Source organism: Stenotrophomonas sp. Pemsol (genome assembly GCF_003586545.1).
Lineage (GTDB): Bacteria > Pseudomonadota > Gammaproteobacteria > Xanthomonadales > Xanthomonadaceae > Stenotrophomonas > Stenotrophomonas sepilia.
In genome coordinates this window covers 2,413,005-2,427,223 of sequence record NZ_CP025780.1, presented here as the reverse complement: position 1 = coordinate 2,427,223, position 14,219 = coordinate 2,413,005, and the positions used below count along the sequence as shown (strand labels likewise).

General features: G+C 65.2%; 15 protein-coding genes. 9 read left to right on the top strand and 6 right to left on the bottom strand.

What is annotated here, in order from left to right; genetic code table 11:
• Nucleotides 1–4 precede the first annotated feature (4 nt).
• Nucleotides 5–628, top strand: coding sequence for a rhomboid family intramembrane serine protease (locus PEM_RS11350; protein ID WP_005417591.1), 624 nt, complete (start codon nucleotides 5–7; stop codon nucleotides 626–628).
• Nucleotides 629–676: 48 nt separating this feature from the next.
• Here PEM_RS11350 and PEM_RS11345 read toward each other — a convergent pair whose 3' ends face one another.
• On the bottom strand, nucleotides 677–838 hold the full coding sequence (locus PEM_RS11345) for a hypothetical protein (protein WP_162911592.1): 162 nt from the start codon (nucleotides 836–838) through the stop codon (nucleotides 677–679).
• A gap of 208 nt (nucleotides 839–1,046) precedes the next feature.
• Here PEM_RS11345 and PEM_RS11340 point away from each other — a divergent pair, with 208 nt between their 5' ends.
• The 4 genes from PEM_RS11340 to PEM_RS11325 all read left to right on the top strand — a co-directional run bounded on the left by PEM_RS11340 (nucleotide 1,047) and on the right by PEM_RS11325 (nucleotide 4,135).
• On the top strand, nucleotides 1,047–1,349 hold the full coding sequence (locus tag PEM_RS11340; RefSeq protein ID WP_005417588.1) for a GNAT family N-acetyltransferase: 303 nt from the start codon (nucleotides 1,047–1,049) through the stop codon (nucleotides 1,347–1,349).
• A 37-nt stretch (nucleotides 1,350–1,386) separates the two neighbouring features.
• Nucleotides 1,387–2,268 carry a DUF3298 and DUF4163 domain-containing protein gene (locus tag PEM_RS11335; RefSeq protein ID WP_005417582.1) on the top strand — a complete coding sequence of 294 codons (882 nt, stop codon included), beginning with the start codon at nucleotides 1,387–1,389 and terminating at the stop codon, nucleotides 2,266–2,268.
• A gap of 19 nt (nucleotides 2,269–2,287) precedes the next feature.
• Nucleotides 2,288–3,403 carry a cyclopropane fatty acyl phospholipid synthase gene (gene cfa, locus PEM_RS11330; protein ID WP_053497837.1) on the top strand — a complete coding sequence of 372 codons (1,116 nt, stop codon included), beginning with the start codon at nucleotides 2,288–2,290 and terminating at the stop codon, nucleotides 3,401–3,403.
• A 198-nt stretch (nucleotides 3,404–3,601) separates the two neighbouring features.
• Nucleotides 3,602–4,135 (top strand): hypothetical protein, encoded by a 534-nt coding sequence (locus PEM_RS11325; protein ID WP_146256550.1) that lies wholly within the window; start codon nucleotides 3,602–3,604, stop codon nucleotides 4,133–4,135.
• Nucleotides 4,136–4,249: 114 nt separating this feature from the next.
• Here PEM_RS11325 and PEM_RS11320 read toward each other — a convergent pair whose 3' ends face one another.
• Nucleotides 4,250–6,418: a M3 family metallopeptidase gene (locus PEM_RS11320; protein ID WP_111129602.1), complete on the bottom strand. Its 2,169-nt coding sequence runs from the start codon at nucleotides 6,416–6,418 to the stop codon at nucleotides 4,250–4,252.
• Nucleotides 6,419–6,548: 130 nt separating this feature from the next.
• Here PEM_RS11320 and PEM_RS11315 point away from each other — a divergent pair, with 130 nt between their 5' ends.
• The gene (locus PEM_RS11315; RefSeq protein WP_053497833.1) at nucleotides 6,549–7,028 is read left to right on the top strand and encodes a glutathione peroxidase; all 480 of its coding nucleotides are present in this window, start codon (nucleotides 6,549–6,551) and stop codon (nucleotides 7,026–7,028) included.
• Between the two features lie 70 nt (nucleotides 7,029–7,098).
• On the opposite strand, the gene PEM_RS11310 is transcribed toward PEM_RS11315, so the two are convergent.
• From PEM_RS11310 to PEM_RS11295, 4 genes are all read right to left on the bottom strand, one after another.
• Nucleotides 7,099–7,878: a ferredoxin--NADP reductase gene (locus PEM_RS11310; RefSeq protein WP_005417572.1), complete on the bottom strand. Its 780-nt coding sequence runs from the start codon at nucleotides 7,876–7,878 to the stop codon at nucleotides 7,099–7,101.
• An 80-nt stretch (nucleotides 7,879–7,958) separates the two neighbouring features.
• Complete coding sequence (locus PEM_RS11305; protein ID WP_111129605.1) at nucleotides 7,959–9,812, bottom strand: ABC transporter ATP-binding protein; 1,854 nt, start codon at nucleotides 9,810–9,812, stop codon at nucleotides 7,959–7,961.
• 141 nt (nucleotides 9,813–9,953) lie between these two features.
• A complete protein-coding gene (locus PEM_RS11300) occupies nucleotides 9,954–10,403 on the bottom strand; it encodes a carboxymuconolactone decarboxylase family protein (protein ID WP_053497828.1) in 450 nt (149 codons plus the stop codon).
• A 36-nt stretch (nucleotides 10,404–10,439) separates the two neighbouring features.
• Nucleotides 10,440–11,336 (bottom strand): RNA polymerase sigma-70 factor, encoded by an 897-nt coding sequence (locus PEM_RS11295; RefSeq protein WP_111129603.1) that lies wholly within the window; start codon nucleotides 11,334–11,336, stop codon nucleotides 10,440–10,442.
• Nucleotides 11,337–11,483: 147 nt separating this feature from the next.
• Here PEM_RS11295 and PEM_RS11290 point away from each other — a divergent pair, with 147 nt between their 5' ends.
• The 3 genes from PEM_RS11290 (at nucleotide 11,484) to PEM_RS11280 (ending at nucleotide 14,156) form a co-directional block, all read left to right on the top strand.
• A complete protein-coding gene (locus PEM_RS11290) occupies nucleotides 11,484–13,001 on the top strand; it encodes a fumarate hydratase (RefSeq protein WP_005417564.1) in 1,518 nt (505 codons plus the stop codon).
• A 122-nt stretch (nucleotides 13,002–13,123) separates the two neighbouring features.
• Entirely contained in the window at nucleotides 13,124–13,462 is a 339-nt protein-coding gene (locus PEM_RS11285; protein WP_005417563.1) for a hypothetical protein, read from the top strand.
• Between the two features lie 58 nt (nucleotides 13,463–13,520).
• Nucleotides 13,521–14,156, top strand: a complete 636-nt coding sequence (locus PEM_RS11280) for a glutathione S-transferase family protein (RefSeq protein WP_111129604.1) — start codon at nucleotides 13,521–13,523, stop codon at nucleotides 14,154–14,156.
• The last annotated feature ends 63 nt before the right edge of the window (nucleotides 14,157–14,219 follow it).

Here is a 14,219-nt window from a genome sequence, read left to right as displayed (position 1 = left end):
TGACATGACCCCCGTCAATCTGCTGTTGATCGCCATCACCGCCATCCTGTCGTGGATGGCGTTCAACAACCGCAAGCTGGCCGATCGCCTGATCCTGTGGCCGCCGGCCGTCGACCGCCATCGCCAGTACGACCGGCTGGTGACCTATGGCTTCATCCACGCCGACTGGTCGCACCTGATCTTCAACATGATCACCCTGTTCTTCTTCGGGGGATTCATCGAGAGCGTGATGGTGCAGCTGACCGGCAGCTACCTGACCTACCCGGCGTTCTACATCGGCGCGCTGCTGGTCTCTATCCTGCCCAGCTACCTGAAGAACCAGAAGAATCCGAACTACCTCAGCCTCGGGGCATCCGGTGCGGTGTCGGCGGTCCTGTTCGCCTTCATCCTGATCAAGCCGTGGTCGATCATCCTGGTGTTCTTCATCCCGGCACCGGCGATCATCTATGCCGCGTTCTACGTCGGCTACAGCATCTGGATGGACAAGCGCGGCGGCGATCGCATCAACCACAGCGCGCACCTGGCAGGTGCGGCGTTCGGCGTGATCTTCATGCTGGCCATGCAGCCGAGCATCTTCAACCACTTCCTGCGCGAACTCTCCAACCCGACCTTCCGCCTGGGCGGCTGAAGCGTGCCAGGGTCGGATCCTGCGGATCCGACCCCGGCGTATCCGGTTTCAGGCCTGGGTCGTGTGGCCGTAGGTATCCAGCAGGCGGGCGAATACTTCCTCGCCGATGCGCTGGAAATCCTGATCCTCGGTCTGCCCTTCCACCGCCAGTTGCAGCAGGCCCTCCAGCAGGGCGCGGTCGGTATCGGAATGGGAATCGCTGGCGTGCATGGGAGCCTCCACGGTGGTGCGCATGATCAACGGTCGCAAGGGTCGTGCCAGCCTGGCCGTACCCCGCCATAGGCGATAGCGGCCGGCGCCCCTCCAGCTTGAGGGCGAAAACTGACGTGAATGGACTGGACTTGCCCCTGTTCAGGCTTCACGCGATCATGGCGCCCGGCTGCGCACCATCCACGCAGTCGCCGCAGGAGACAGTTCCATGGCTTCGGTCACGCCCCCCGGTCTGGCCTACGAGGTCGAACACGATCTGGCCAACCACCGCTTCACCGCCCGTGTGCGAGGACAGCTGGCGGTGCTGGACTACCAGATCAAGCGCAAGCGCATGGTCATCACCCACACCGAGGTGCCTGAGCCGATCGCCGGCCGTGGCATCGCCGGTGAACTCACCCGCGTGGCACTGCGTTTCGCCCGCGAGCAGAAGTACAAGGTGGTGCCGGCATGTTCCTACGCCGAGGCCTTCCTGCAGCGGCACGAGGAGTACCACGACCTGCTCGTTGGCTGAATGCCAGCGGGCCACGCTTCAGCCATGGCAGGCGATGATGTACAAACATGAACAGGGGATCCCGATGAAGATTGGAAACAACCGGCCACTGCACGGCAGCGTGCTGGCCGGCGTGGTGGGCGTGCTGTTGCTGGCCGGTTGCCAGCGTGAAAGCGAGCCGGCGCCGGTAACCGACGCGGCGCCCGCCGCCGAAGCCACCGCCGCCGGCGAGACGCCGGCCACGGAAGCGCCGCTGGACCTGCGCGACGTGATCGAAAACAACGAGCGCGAAGTGGTGGGCATCAGCTACCCGGCCGGTATCGACCGCTACCCCGGCCTGGCGCGCGCGCTGCAGAGTTATGCGACGAGTGCACGCAGTGACCTGCAGCAGGCGCTGGACGGGCTGGGCAATGACAAGCCGACCATGCCCTACGAGCTGTCGCTGAGCTTCGAGAAGCTGCTGGAAACCCCGCAGCTGGTGGTGGTCAGTGCCGATGGCAGCCGCTACACCGGTGGCGCCCATGGCGAACCGCTGGTGGCGCGCTTCGTATGGCTGCCGCAGCAGCAGCAGATGCTCAGTGCCGACAAGCTGGTGACCGATGCCAAGGGCTGGAAGGCAATCAGCGATTTCGTCTCCGACCAGCTGCGCGAACGCGTGGCCACGCGGCTCAGCGGCGAGGACATGGACCCGGCCCAACTGCAGGAATCGCTGCGCAACGCATCGCGCATGATCGCCGACGGTACTGGCCCGCAGGCCGACAATTTCAGCCAGTTCCAGCCACTGACCGACGACAAGGGGCAGATCACCGCGCTGCGGTTTGTTTTCCCTCCGTACCAGGTGGGTCCATACTCGGACGGCACCCAGACCGCCGATGTACCGGCGGCGGTGCTGTTGCCGCACGTGGCCAAGGACTACGTGGAGCTGTTCGCACGCGGTTGACCGCAGTCGAGGAGGTGGCGTGGATACAGGGTTGCAGGAGCGGGTCGCCGGCCTGCTCCACGAAGCCGGGGTCCGCATCGGCGGTACCCAGCCACAGGACATCCAGGTGCATGACCCGCGCTTTTTCGCGCGGGTCATGGGCCACGGCTCGCTCGGCCTGGGCGAGAGCTACATGGAAGGGTGGTGGGATGCGAACGTCCTGGATGAATTCCTCGTCCACCTGATGCAGGCGCACCTGGATGAACGGGTGCACGGCTGGCGCGAAGTGGCCGATGCGCTGAAGGCGCGCCTGTTCAACCTGCAGGCGGGGCAGGGCAGCTACGAGGTCGGGCGCCGTCATTACGACCTGGGCAACGATCTCTACCAGGCCATGCTCGGTCAGCGCCTGGTCTACAGCTGTGGCTATTGGCGCAACGCCGATGATCTCGACGCCGCACAGGAAGCCAAGCTCGACCTGGTCTGCCGCAAGCTGGGCCTGCGCCCGGGCCAGCGCGTGCTGGACATTGGCTGCGGTTGGGGTGAAGCGCTGAAGTTCGCCGTTGAGCGCTACGGTGTCAGCGGCGTCGGCGTGACGATTTCGCAGGAGCAGGCCGAGTTCGCGCGGAACCTGTGCGCGGGCCTGCCGATCGAGATCCGACTGCAGGACTACCGCGAGCTGGACGAACCGTTCGATGCGATTTTCTCGATCGGCATGTTCGAGCACGTCGGTGACAAGAACTACGCGGGCTTCTTCGAGGTGGCCAAGCGCTGCCTGTCGCCGCGCGGCCTGCTGCTGTTGCACAGCATCGGCACCAACATCTCCCGGCATCGCACCGATCCGTGGATCGCGCGCTACATCTTCCCCAACTCGATGCTGCCGTCGGCGGTGCAGATCACCCGGGCGTTCGAAGGCCGTTTCGTACTGGAGGACTGGCACAACTTCGGCACCGACTACGACCTGACCCTGCAGGCCTGGCGGCGCAACGTAGAGGCGGCGTGGCCACGGCTGGATGCGCGCTACGACGAGCACTTCCGCCGCATGTGGCGCTTCTACCTGGCCGGGTCGATGGCCACCTTCCGCTGCCGGCACGCGCAGCTGTGGCAGCTGGTGCTGTCGCCGGAAGGCGTGCCGGGTGGATACGTGGCGCCACGGTGAAGCCACGCCTGAGGTCAAGATGGCTTTGTCACTTGAAGATTGAAGGCCCGACGTATTTCCGATGATGAGCGGGAAGTCGCAGTTCTCGATTGCCGAAGCGCCTTAATCTGAAGACGGAGTCAGCTCAGCGTTAAATTGGCTGAGGCTGACAGCTACCCTACAGTCCGCAAGGAGAGAAGGATGGATGGGAGGAGGATCTTGCTTGCCGTTGTTCTTGGCCTGATCGCAGGTAATACGGCACAAGCGGGTACTGTGACGAAGTATCAGGGTGAGCATATTCGTGACACGGGCTACAACTGGGGCTGGGGCAAGGTGAGATCTCCCCTGTTTGACACGTTCGACGAGGCGCTTGACTGGACGCATGCCCAGGCAGCCATCAAGCATAATGGGGAGAACTATCTCTCGAAGTACGAGGACTTTCGGTTCTATTTCAGCCGGCTTGAGAACGGCCGACTGGCGAGCTATTACGGCGACAAAGTCTGGTTCACCCAAGATCTGGACCCGTCAGAAGACGAGCCTAGGTACTGTTACGACTGGTCCACGGGGATGACGGGGACTACTATCAACGGGAACGGTCACTTTATCTTCGCGAGTTCTGCTGACCTTTTGGAGTTGGCTGCGAGCGGCAGGTGGCTGGCATGGCTCAATAATTGCCCTGCAAATGTTGGTTTCGCAATCGTCTCGCTCCCCCTTGTGGCGGTTCGCGAAGTCGATGTCGACACGGCCGACTGAACTGTAGCAGGTGACCTCAGGGATCACCCTGCATGGTCTTTGGCATGAATGGCTCAACAAAAAAAACCGCCCGGTCTCCCGGGCGGTTTTCGTTTCACGCTAGCGCGCAGGCGATCAGTTGCCGGCGCCGGTCAGGCCACGCTTTTCCAGCAGCGGTTCGATCTGCGGCTCGTGGCCGGCGAAATCGCGGAACAGCTGCATTGCGTCGACGCTGCCGCCCTTGGACAGCAGGGTAGCGCGGAAGTGGTCGCCGTTCTTGCGGCTCAGGCCGCCGTTGTCCTTGAACCACTTCTGGGTGTTGGCATCGAGCACTTCCGACCAGATGTAGGCGTAGTAGCCGGCCGAATAGCCGCCCATGATGTGGCTGAAGTACGGGGTCTTGTAACGCGGCGGAACCGGCGCGTAGTAGATGCCGTCCTTTTCCAGCGCGGCGCGCTCGAAGGCCATCACGTCCTTGGCCGCCGGCACCTGGTCCGGGCCGATCTGGTGCCAGTTCTGGTCCAGCATCGCCGCGCCCAGGTATTCGGTGGTGGCGAAGCCCTGGTTGAACTTGGCAGCCGCCAGCACCTTGTCCAGCAGCGCCTGCGGCATCGCCGAACCGTTCTGGTAGTGCTTGGCGTAGTTCTTCAGGATGACCGGGTTGTCCGACCACATCTCGTTGACCTGGGAGGGGAACTCGACGAAGTCACGCGGCACCGAGGTGCCCGAGAAGTACGGGTACTTCACGTTGGAGAACATGCCGTGCAGGGCGTGGCCGAACTCGTGGAAGGTGGTGTTCACCTCGTCCCAGGTCAGCAGGGTCGGCTGGCCGGCCGGCGGCTTCGGAATGTTCAGGTGGTTGGCGACCACCGGCTTGAAGCCGGTCAGCTTGGACTGCGAGACGTAGGAGTTCATCCACGCACCACCGCGCTTGGAGGCGCGTGCATACGGGTCGAAGATGAAGATCGCCAGCTGGCTGCCGTCGGCGTCGAACACGTCGTAGACGGTGACGTCATCGTGGTAGACCGGCAGGTCGGTGCGCTGCTTGAAGGTCAGGCCGAATTCCTGGCCCGCGGCGTAGAACACGCCGTTCTCCAGCACGTTCTTCATTTCGAAGTACGGCTTCAGCTGCGACTCGTCGAAGTTGTACTTGGCCTGGCGCACCTTCTCGCTGTAGAAGGCCCAGTCCCACGGTTCCAGCTTGAACGTCGGCTTGCCGGCGGCCTTCTGTTCCTGGTCGATCATCGCCTGCAGGTCGGCGGCTTCACGCTTGGCGTTGGCCACCGCGGCCGGGGCCAGCTTGCCCAGCATTGCGTTGACCGCTTCGGGGGTCTTGGCGGTCTGGTTGGTCAGGTTGTAGGCGGCGAAGTTCGGGAAGCCCATCAGCTTGGCCTTGTCGGCACGCAGCTGCATGATGCGCGAGACCAGCGCGGTGTTGTCGAACTCACCGCCACGGCTGCCACGGCTGACCGACGCTTCGTAGATCTTCTGGCGCAGGGCGCGGTTGGCCAGGTTGGTCAGCGGCGGCTGGCCGGTGGTGTTGAGCAGGGTGATCACGTACTTGCCGTCCTGGCCGCGGGCCTTGGCGGCTTCGGCGGCGGCGGCGATCTGCTCCTTGGACAGGCCGTCCAGCGCCTTGACGTCGTCGACGGTGATTGCCGAAGCGTTCACTTCCGACTGCACGTTCTGGCTGAACTTGGTGCCCAGGTTGGCCAGCTCGGCGTTCATCTCCTTCAGCTTGGCCTTGTCGGCCTCGGACAGCTTGGCGCCTGCGCGCACGTAGTTGTCGTAGTACTTCTCGACCAGGCGCACGCCTTCGGCGTCCAGGCCCAGCTGGCTGCGGGTGTCATACAGCGCCTGGATGCGGGCGAACAGCTTGCCGTTCAGCGCGATCGCATCGCTGTGCGCGGCGAACTTCGCCGAGTAGTCGGCCTGCAGCTTCTTGCGGGTGTCGTTGGTATCGGCGCCGACCAGGCTGAAGAACACGGTGGTCGCGCGGTCGAGGATGTCACCGCTCTTTTCCAGGGCGATGATGGTGTTGTCGAAGGTTGGCTTGGCCTTGTTGTTGGCGATGGCCTCCACTTCCTTCAGCTGCTGCGCCATGCCGGCGTCGAAGGCCGGGGCGAAGTCGCTGTCCTTGATCCTGTCGAACTGCGGATAATGCAGGGGCAGCGGGCTTTCGGCGAAGAACGGATTGGCCCGCTGGGCATGGGTGCTGGCAGACGGGGTGACGGCGCTGGCCGAGAAGGCGGGCAGGGCAAGGCCGAGGGACATGGCCACGGCAAGGGCAAGGCGGGTGGTCAAGGCAGGGACTCCGGTAAGGCAAACAAGGGCCCGAGGGTAACCCGGCCGGCGGCGTCCGCACTTGTGTCAAAAGGCATGTTGCCGGCTCCGGGCGCGGGTACCATGCATTCACCGCCCACGGCCCGCCATCATGACCAGCGCCTACGATTTCAGCTTCCGTGACCTCGACGGCCAGCCGCAGGCGCTGGCCCGTTATCAGGGCCACCCGTTGCTGCTGGTGAACGTCGCCAGCCGCTGTGGCTTCACCCCGCAGTACACCGGCCTGGAACAGTTGTGGCAGGACTACCGCGAGCGCGGCCTGGTGGTGATCGGCTTCCCGTGCAACCAGTTCGGTGCGCAGGAGCCGGGGGACGCGGCGCAGATCCGCCAGTTCTGTTCGCTGGACTATCCGGTCAGCTTTCCGCTGTCGGAGAAGATCGAGGTCAACGGCGAGGGCGCTGATCCGTTGTGGGCCTGGATGACGCACGAAAAGCGTGGCCTGCTCGGCAGTGCCCGCATCAAGTGGAATTTCAGCAAGTTCCTGGTCGATCGCCAGGGGCAGGTGGTGTCGCGGCATGCGCCCACCACCAGGCCGGAGCAGTTGCGCAGCGCGATCGAAGCGCTGCTGTAGAGCCGAGCCCACGCTCGGCTGCTTTTCCGGCTGACTCCGAGCGCGGGCTCGGCTCTACAGATGCGATGGGCTATTTCTCGACGAACGCGCGCTCGAACACGTAGTGGCCCGGTTGGCCGATGCGCGGCGAAACCTGGAAACCCCGGGCATCGAGCACGGTGCGAAGGTCGGCCAGCATCTGCGGGCTGCCGCAGATCATCGCGCGGTCGTTTTCCGGGCTCAGTTCCGGCAGGCCGAGGGTGCGCTGCATCTCGCCGCTCTCCATCAGCTGGGTCAGGCGGCCCTGGTTGGCGAACGGCTCGCGGGTGACGGCCGGGTAGTACAGCAGCTTGTCGCCGATCATCTCGCCGAGGAACTCGTGCTCACGCAGTTCCCTCTCGAAGTAATCGCGGTAGGCCAGGTCCTTTTCGTAGCGCACGCCGTGGCACAGGATCACCTTCTCGAAGCGCTCGTAGGTTTCCGGGTCCTTGATGACCGACAGCCACGGCGCCAGGCCGGTGCCGGTGCCCAGCAGGTACAGGTTCCTGCCGGGATGCAGGTCGCTGATCAGCAGGGTGCCGGTGGGCTTCTTGCCGACCAGTACCTTGTCGCCCGGCTTGATGTGCTGCAGGCGCGAGGTCAGCGGGCCGTCCTGCACCTTGATGCTGAAGAACTCCAGCTGTTCTTCCCAGTTGGCACTGGCAATGGAATAGGCGCGCAGCAGCGGTCGCGCCTCGGTTTCCAGGCCGATCATCACGAACTGGCCGTTCTCGAAGCGGAAGCCGCTGTCGCGGGTGGTGGTGAAGCTGAAGTAGGCATCGGTCCAGTGACGGACCTCAAGCACCGTTTCGGCGCCGAAAGCGGAGGACATGGGCGTATCTATCGAAAGTCGTCGGGGGTAATTCTATCTCAAGTGAGACAAGTTCTCATTGGGCGGAGCGAGAGGCGTTCTCAACGGTAACCCGCCGCCTGCAGCTCGAACAGCTCGGCATAGCGGCCGCCCTGCGCCATCAGCTGCGCATGGGTGCCGCTGGCCTCGATCCGGCCATCGGCCAGCACCAGGATGCGGTCGGCCATGCGTACCGAGGAAAAGCGGTGGGAAATCAGTACTGCGGTGCGATTATCCGCCAGTTCCCTGAACCGCTGGAACACCTCGAACTCACTGCGGGCATCCAGCGCTGCCGTTGGCTCATCCAGGATCATCACCTGCGCATTGCGCATCCATGCGCGGGCAATGGCGATCTTCTGCCACTGGCCACCGGACAGGTCCACGCCCTGCTTGAAGCGGCGGCCGATCTGCTGGTCGTAGCCGCCGGGCAGGTCGTCGATGACTTCCTCGGCCATGCCGCGTCGCGCCGCGTCAGCGATGCGTGCCTGGTCGTCCATCGCCTCGACCTGGCCGACGCCGATGTTTTCGCCGGCGCTGAGGTTGTAGCGCACGAAGTCCTGGAAGATCACCCCGAGGTTGGCGCGCAGGTCATCCAGGTCGTAATCGCGCAGGTCGCGGCCATCGAGCAGGATGCGGCCTTCGTCCGGTTCGTACAGCCGCGCCAGCAGCTTCACCAGGGTGGTCTTGCCGGCGCCGTTCTCGCCGACCAGGGCCAGCACTTCGCCGGCGTGCAGCTGGAAATCCAGGTGACGCACCGCCCACTGTTCGGCATCGGGGTAGCGGAAGCCGACGTTCTCGAATACGAAGCCCTGGCGGATCGGTTGCGGCACGCGCACGGCCCCATCGCGCGAGTGGATTTCCGGCTGGATCTGGAAGAACGAGAACAGGTCATCCAGGTACAGCGCCTGGCTGGCCACCTGCGAGAAGCCGATCAGCAGGCCTTCCAGCAGCTGGCGCAGGCGCAGGAAGCTGCCGGCGAGGAAGGTCAGGTCGCCGATCGAGAAGTCCCCACGCACCGTGCGCCAGGCGATGTAGGCGTAGGCGGTGTAATAGCCCAGCGTGCCGAGCGCGGCCAGCAGCGTGCCCCAGAACGCGCGGCGCCGGGCCAGTGCGCGGTTGGCCAGGAACAGCGCCACCGACAGGCGCCGGTAGCGCTCCACCAGGAAGCGGTGCAGGTTGTAGATCTTCACTTCCTTGGCCGTTTCCACGCTGGCACCGAGCTGGCGCAGGTAGTCGAGCTGGCGGCGCTCGGGCGTCCACTGGAAGTTGAGGCTGTAGCCGGCCGCATTGAAGTGCGATTCGCCGATGAAGGCCGGCACCAGTGCCAGCGCCAGCAGCAGGATCAGCCACGGCGCATAGACCAGCAGGCCGATGGCGAGGCTGGCCACGGTGATCGCATCCTGCACCTGGCCGAACAGCTGGCTCATCAGGTTCATCCGGCCCATGGTCTGGCGCCGTGCACGGTCCAGCTTGTCCTGCAGGTCCGGGTCTTCGAAATCCTCCAGGTCCAGCGTCGCGGCGTGTTCCATCAGGCGGATGCTGGTGGCGTTGGCGAACAGTTCGGAAAGCAGAGCGTCGGCGTAGCTGACCAGCCGGCCGAGCAGGTCCGAGGCGATGGCCAGGCCGAATTCCAGTGCCAGCAGGCCCAGCAGTGGATTGAGCAGGCCGCTGGACAGCGCCTCGCCCAGCGGCGGGAAGCCGGCATCGTGCTGGCTCAGGTGCAGGGCGCTGTCGATGATCAGCTTGCCGACGTAGAGCATCGCCACCGGCAGCAGCGCACGGATCAGGCGCAGCCCCAGGCTGGCCAGGGTCAGCGCCGGACTGGTCTTCCAGACCATGCGCAGGAAGGGGGGCAGATTGCGCATCGCCCTGAAGCGCTGGCGCAGGCTGGGTTTCTTCGCGGCGGCAGTAGGCATGCCGCCATTGTGCGCGCGCACCGCGTGCAGATGGGGTCAGATGGGGTCAGATCCCTTTGCAGCGCAAAGGGCTCTGATCCCGCCACCGCGCCTCGGTGTCAGAGCCCTTCGCCATGCGAAGGGATCCGACCCCGCTCTCCGTTACGGCAGCGGTGGCAGCAGCCCCGCACCCAGCCGGTTCCAGGCATTGATCACCGCAATGCCCATGCTCAGGTCGCTGATGCCCTTCGCATCGAAGTGCGGTTCCAGTGCATCGAACGCCGCTTGCGACGGCGCTCCGTCGGTCAAGCGGGTCAGCGCCTCGGCCCAGCCCAGTGCTGCGCGTTCGCGCGCATCGAAGAAGCGGCTTTCGTGCCAGGCGGGCAGGGTGTCCAGCTTGCGCGGCTCGATGCCACCCTTGCGCAGCGCGGTGCCGTGCATGTCCATGCAGTAGCCGCAGCCGTTGAGCTGCGACACGCGCAGGAACACCAGCTCCATCAGGGTCGGGTCGATCGAGCTGTCATGCACCGCCTGGCTGGTGGCCAGCAGGCCCTTGAAGGCCTCGGCGGCCAGGCGGGTGTAGGGGACGCGGGGGAAGGTGTGATCGGACATCGTGGGCTCCACGGCGGCCACGATGGCCGCCTTTCATCACAAGGACGCCGCAGCGTCGTGGTGCGTGACAACCTTCGGCAATTTTTCTGGATTCAGCACGCTGTACACGTTGGCGATGCGACCATCGACCACTTCGATGGTGGTGATCGAGTGCAGGCGGTCACCCTGGAAACGCAGGATCGCCGGTTCGCCGTTGACGTAGCCCAGCTGCGCCGGATGCGCCGCGCCGCGGCGGGCGATGGCCCAGAACAGGCGGCCGATGCGTTCGGCGCCCAGCAGGGGCCGTACCGCCGCAGTGACTACGCCACCGCCGTCGGAGACCAGTACCGCATTGGCGTGCAGCAGGGCCTGGATCGCTTCGCTGTCGCCGCGCTGCGAGGCATCCATGAAGCGCGCCAGCAACTGCCGGTGCTGGATGGCATCGGCGTTGAAGCGCGGCCGTCCGGCCTGCAGACGCTGCCGGGCGCGGTGCACCAGCTGCCGGCAGTTGGCTTCGCTGTGGCCGATCAGGTCGGCGATCTCACGGTAGTCGTGGTCGAAGACCTCCTTCAGCAGGAAGGCGGCGCGTTCTTCGGGGCCGAGCTGTTCGAGCAGGGTCAGGAAGGCGACCGAGACCTCGTCGGCCAGCGCATGCAGCTGGGCCGGGCCGGGCGCGGGGTCAGGCTCCAGGGTGACCGCCAGCGGTTCGGCCAGCCATGGGCCGACATAGTGGACACGCTCGCGCTTGGCCGCTCGCAGGCGGTCTAGGCCGAGCCGGGTGGTGGTGGTGACCAGCCAGGCCTCTGCATCGCGGACACTGGCGGGATCGGCGCCGGACCAGCGCAGCCAGGCGTCCTGCACCACGTCTTCGGCGTCGGCGCGGCTGCCGAGCAGGCGGTAGGCCAGCGCCATCAGGCGCGGGCGGTGGGTCTGGAAAACGGTTTCGGCGTTCATGTGTGCAAGGACGCCGCAGTGGCGCGTGGCGTGACAGAGCGTCGGGGGGAATCTTGCCGGCCAGCGGCCGGGACTACCACCCCGGGGCCGGGGGAGGGGGTAAAATGGGCGGATTACCCCCGCCAGCCTCGAGCAAGCGAGCAAGCCGTGACATCGATCAAGCAGGAAGACCTCATCCAGTCCATCGCCGACGCGCTGCAGTACATCTCGTACTACCACCCGGTCGACTACATCAAGAACCTCGCCGCCGCGTACGAGCGCGAGGAGTCGCCGGCCGCGAAGGAAGCGATGGCCCAGATCCTGATCAATTCGCGGATGTGCGCCGAAGGCCACCGTCCGATCTGCCAGGACACCGGCATCGTCACCGTGTTCCTGGAAATCGGCATGGACGTGCGTTGGGATGACGCCACCATGGGCGTGGAAGACATGGCCAATGAAGGCGTTCGCCGCGCCTACATGCATCCGGACAACAAGCTGCGCGCCTCGGTGCTGGCTGATCCGGCCGGCAAGCGGATCAATACCAAGGACAATACCCCGGGCGTGGTCAACGTCAAGGTGGTGCCGGGCAACAAGGTCGACGTCATCGTTGCCGCCAAGGGCGGTGGTTCGGAAGCGAAGACCAAGTTCGCCATGCTCAACCCGTCCGACTCCATCGTCGACTGGGTGCTGAAGACCGTGCCGACCATGGGCGCCGGCTGGTGCCCGCCGGGCATGCTCGGCATCGGCATCGGTGGCACCGCCGAGAAGGCGATGCTGCTGGCCAAGGAGGCGCTGATGGAACCGATCGACATCACCGAGCTGCAGGCCCGTGGTGCCTCCAACCGCATCGAGGAGCTGCGCCTGGAGCTGTATGAGAAGGTCAATGCATTGGGCATCGGTGCGCAGGGCCTGGGCGGCCTGACCACTGTGCTGGACATCAAGATCAACGACTATCCGACCCATGCGGCCAACCTGCCGGTGGCGATGATCCCGAACTGCGCCGCCACCCGCCATGCGCACTTCACCCTGGATGGCAGTGGCCCGGTGATGCTGGACCCGCCGTCGCTGGAAGACTGGCCGAAACTGACCTATGACGCGTCCAAGGGCACCCGCGTGGACCTGGACACGATCACCCCGGAAGACGTGGCCAGCTGGAAGCCGGGCCAGACCCTGCTGCTCAACGGCAAGCTGCTGACGGGTCGCGATGCCGCGCACAAGCGCATGGTCGACATGCTCAACAAGGGCGAGGAGCTGCCGGTCGACCTGAAGGGCCGCTTCATCTATTACGTCGGCCCGGTCGATCCGGTGCGCGACGAAGTGGTGGGCCCGGCCGGCCCGACCACGGCGACCCGCATGGACAAGTTCACCGAGCAGGTGCTGGCGCAGACCGGCCTGCTGGGCATGGTCGGCAAGGCCGAGCGCGGCCCGGCCGCGATCGAGGCGATCAGGAAGCACAAGTCGGCCTACCTGATGGCCGTTGGTGGTTCGGCCTACCTGGTGTCCAAGGCCATCAAGGCCGCCAAGGTGGTTGGTTTCGCCGACCTGGGCATGGAGGCGATCTACGAGTTCACCGTGCAGGACATGCCGGTGACCGTGGCGGTGGATTCCACCGGCGAATCGGTGCACAAGACCGGCCCGCGCGAATGGCAGGCCCGCATCGGCAAGATTCCGGTGGTGGTGGAGTAAGCCCTCCATCCCGGACCAGACAACGGCGCCCCTGTGGCGCCGTTGTTGCGTGGGCAAAAATATTGATGTTCCGGTAGCGGTTGTTCTGCTACGGTCGGAACACCCTCGCACAGGACGTGTCCATGGCCCTGCATCGGTTCATCGTGGTAGGCGTGCTGCTGGCCCTGGCCGGTTGCAGCACCCCGGCGTCATACGAAGGCGCGGATTTCCCAGCATCCGCGCAATGCCGCGTGCAGTGCCAGGCCGGCTATCGCAGCTGCATGGCGCAGAATGACTCCCTCGGCAGCCGCCAGAGCAACTGCGAGCAGCAGGTGGTGCCGGCGCCGGACAAACGCTGCAAGGACGTGGACAATCCGGACCTGCGCCGTGCCTGCGAACTGAAGACGCACGACTGCGCGATGCGCGCGCCGATGATGTCCTGTGGCGAGCGCCGGGATTCCTGCATGAGCAGCTGCGGCTGAGCAACGATCGCGCGCGTGGGCGCATAATCGGCTGATCCCCCTGCACAGGATCTTCCGCATGAGCACCACGCTGTATGGTTCGACCAGTACCGCCGCGCTGGTCGTGCACTGGCTGCTGATCGAGCTCGGCATCGAGCATGAACTGGTGCTGCTGGATTTCGACGCGCGCGAGCACAAGTCGGCGCAGTACCTGGCGCTCAATCCGGCCGGTGTGGTGCCGACACTGTTGATCGATGGCCTGGTACTGACCGAAGCGGCGGCCATCGCCCTGTACCTGGCTGATCGCCACCCGGAGGCCGGCCTGCTCCCGGTGCCGGGCACGCCGCAGCGTGGCGATGCCTACCGCTGGATGTTCTGGTGTGCCAATACGCTGCAGCCGGCCTATCGGGCCTGGTTCTATCCGCATGAAATGGCCGGCCAGGCGAACGTCGAGGCCAGCCGCGAGAGGGCGCGTCAGCGGCTCGAAGCGGCCTGGCAGCACGTTGCCGCTCACCTGCAGGCGCACGGCCCGTACCTGCTGGGCGCCACGCCCTGCGTGGTCGACTACATGCTGGTGATGCTGATGCGCTGGTCGCGCAACATGTCCAGGCCCAGTGACACCTGGCCGGTGCTCAAGGCGCATGCCACCTCGATGAAGGCGCGCCCGGCGTTCGCCGAGGTCTACCGCCGCGAAGGCATCACCGACTGGCGGTAACCAAAAAAGGGGACGGAGGGAATTAAGTCGTTTGTGCACAAACGACTTAATTCCCTCCGTCCC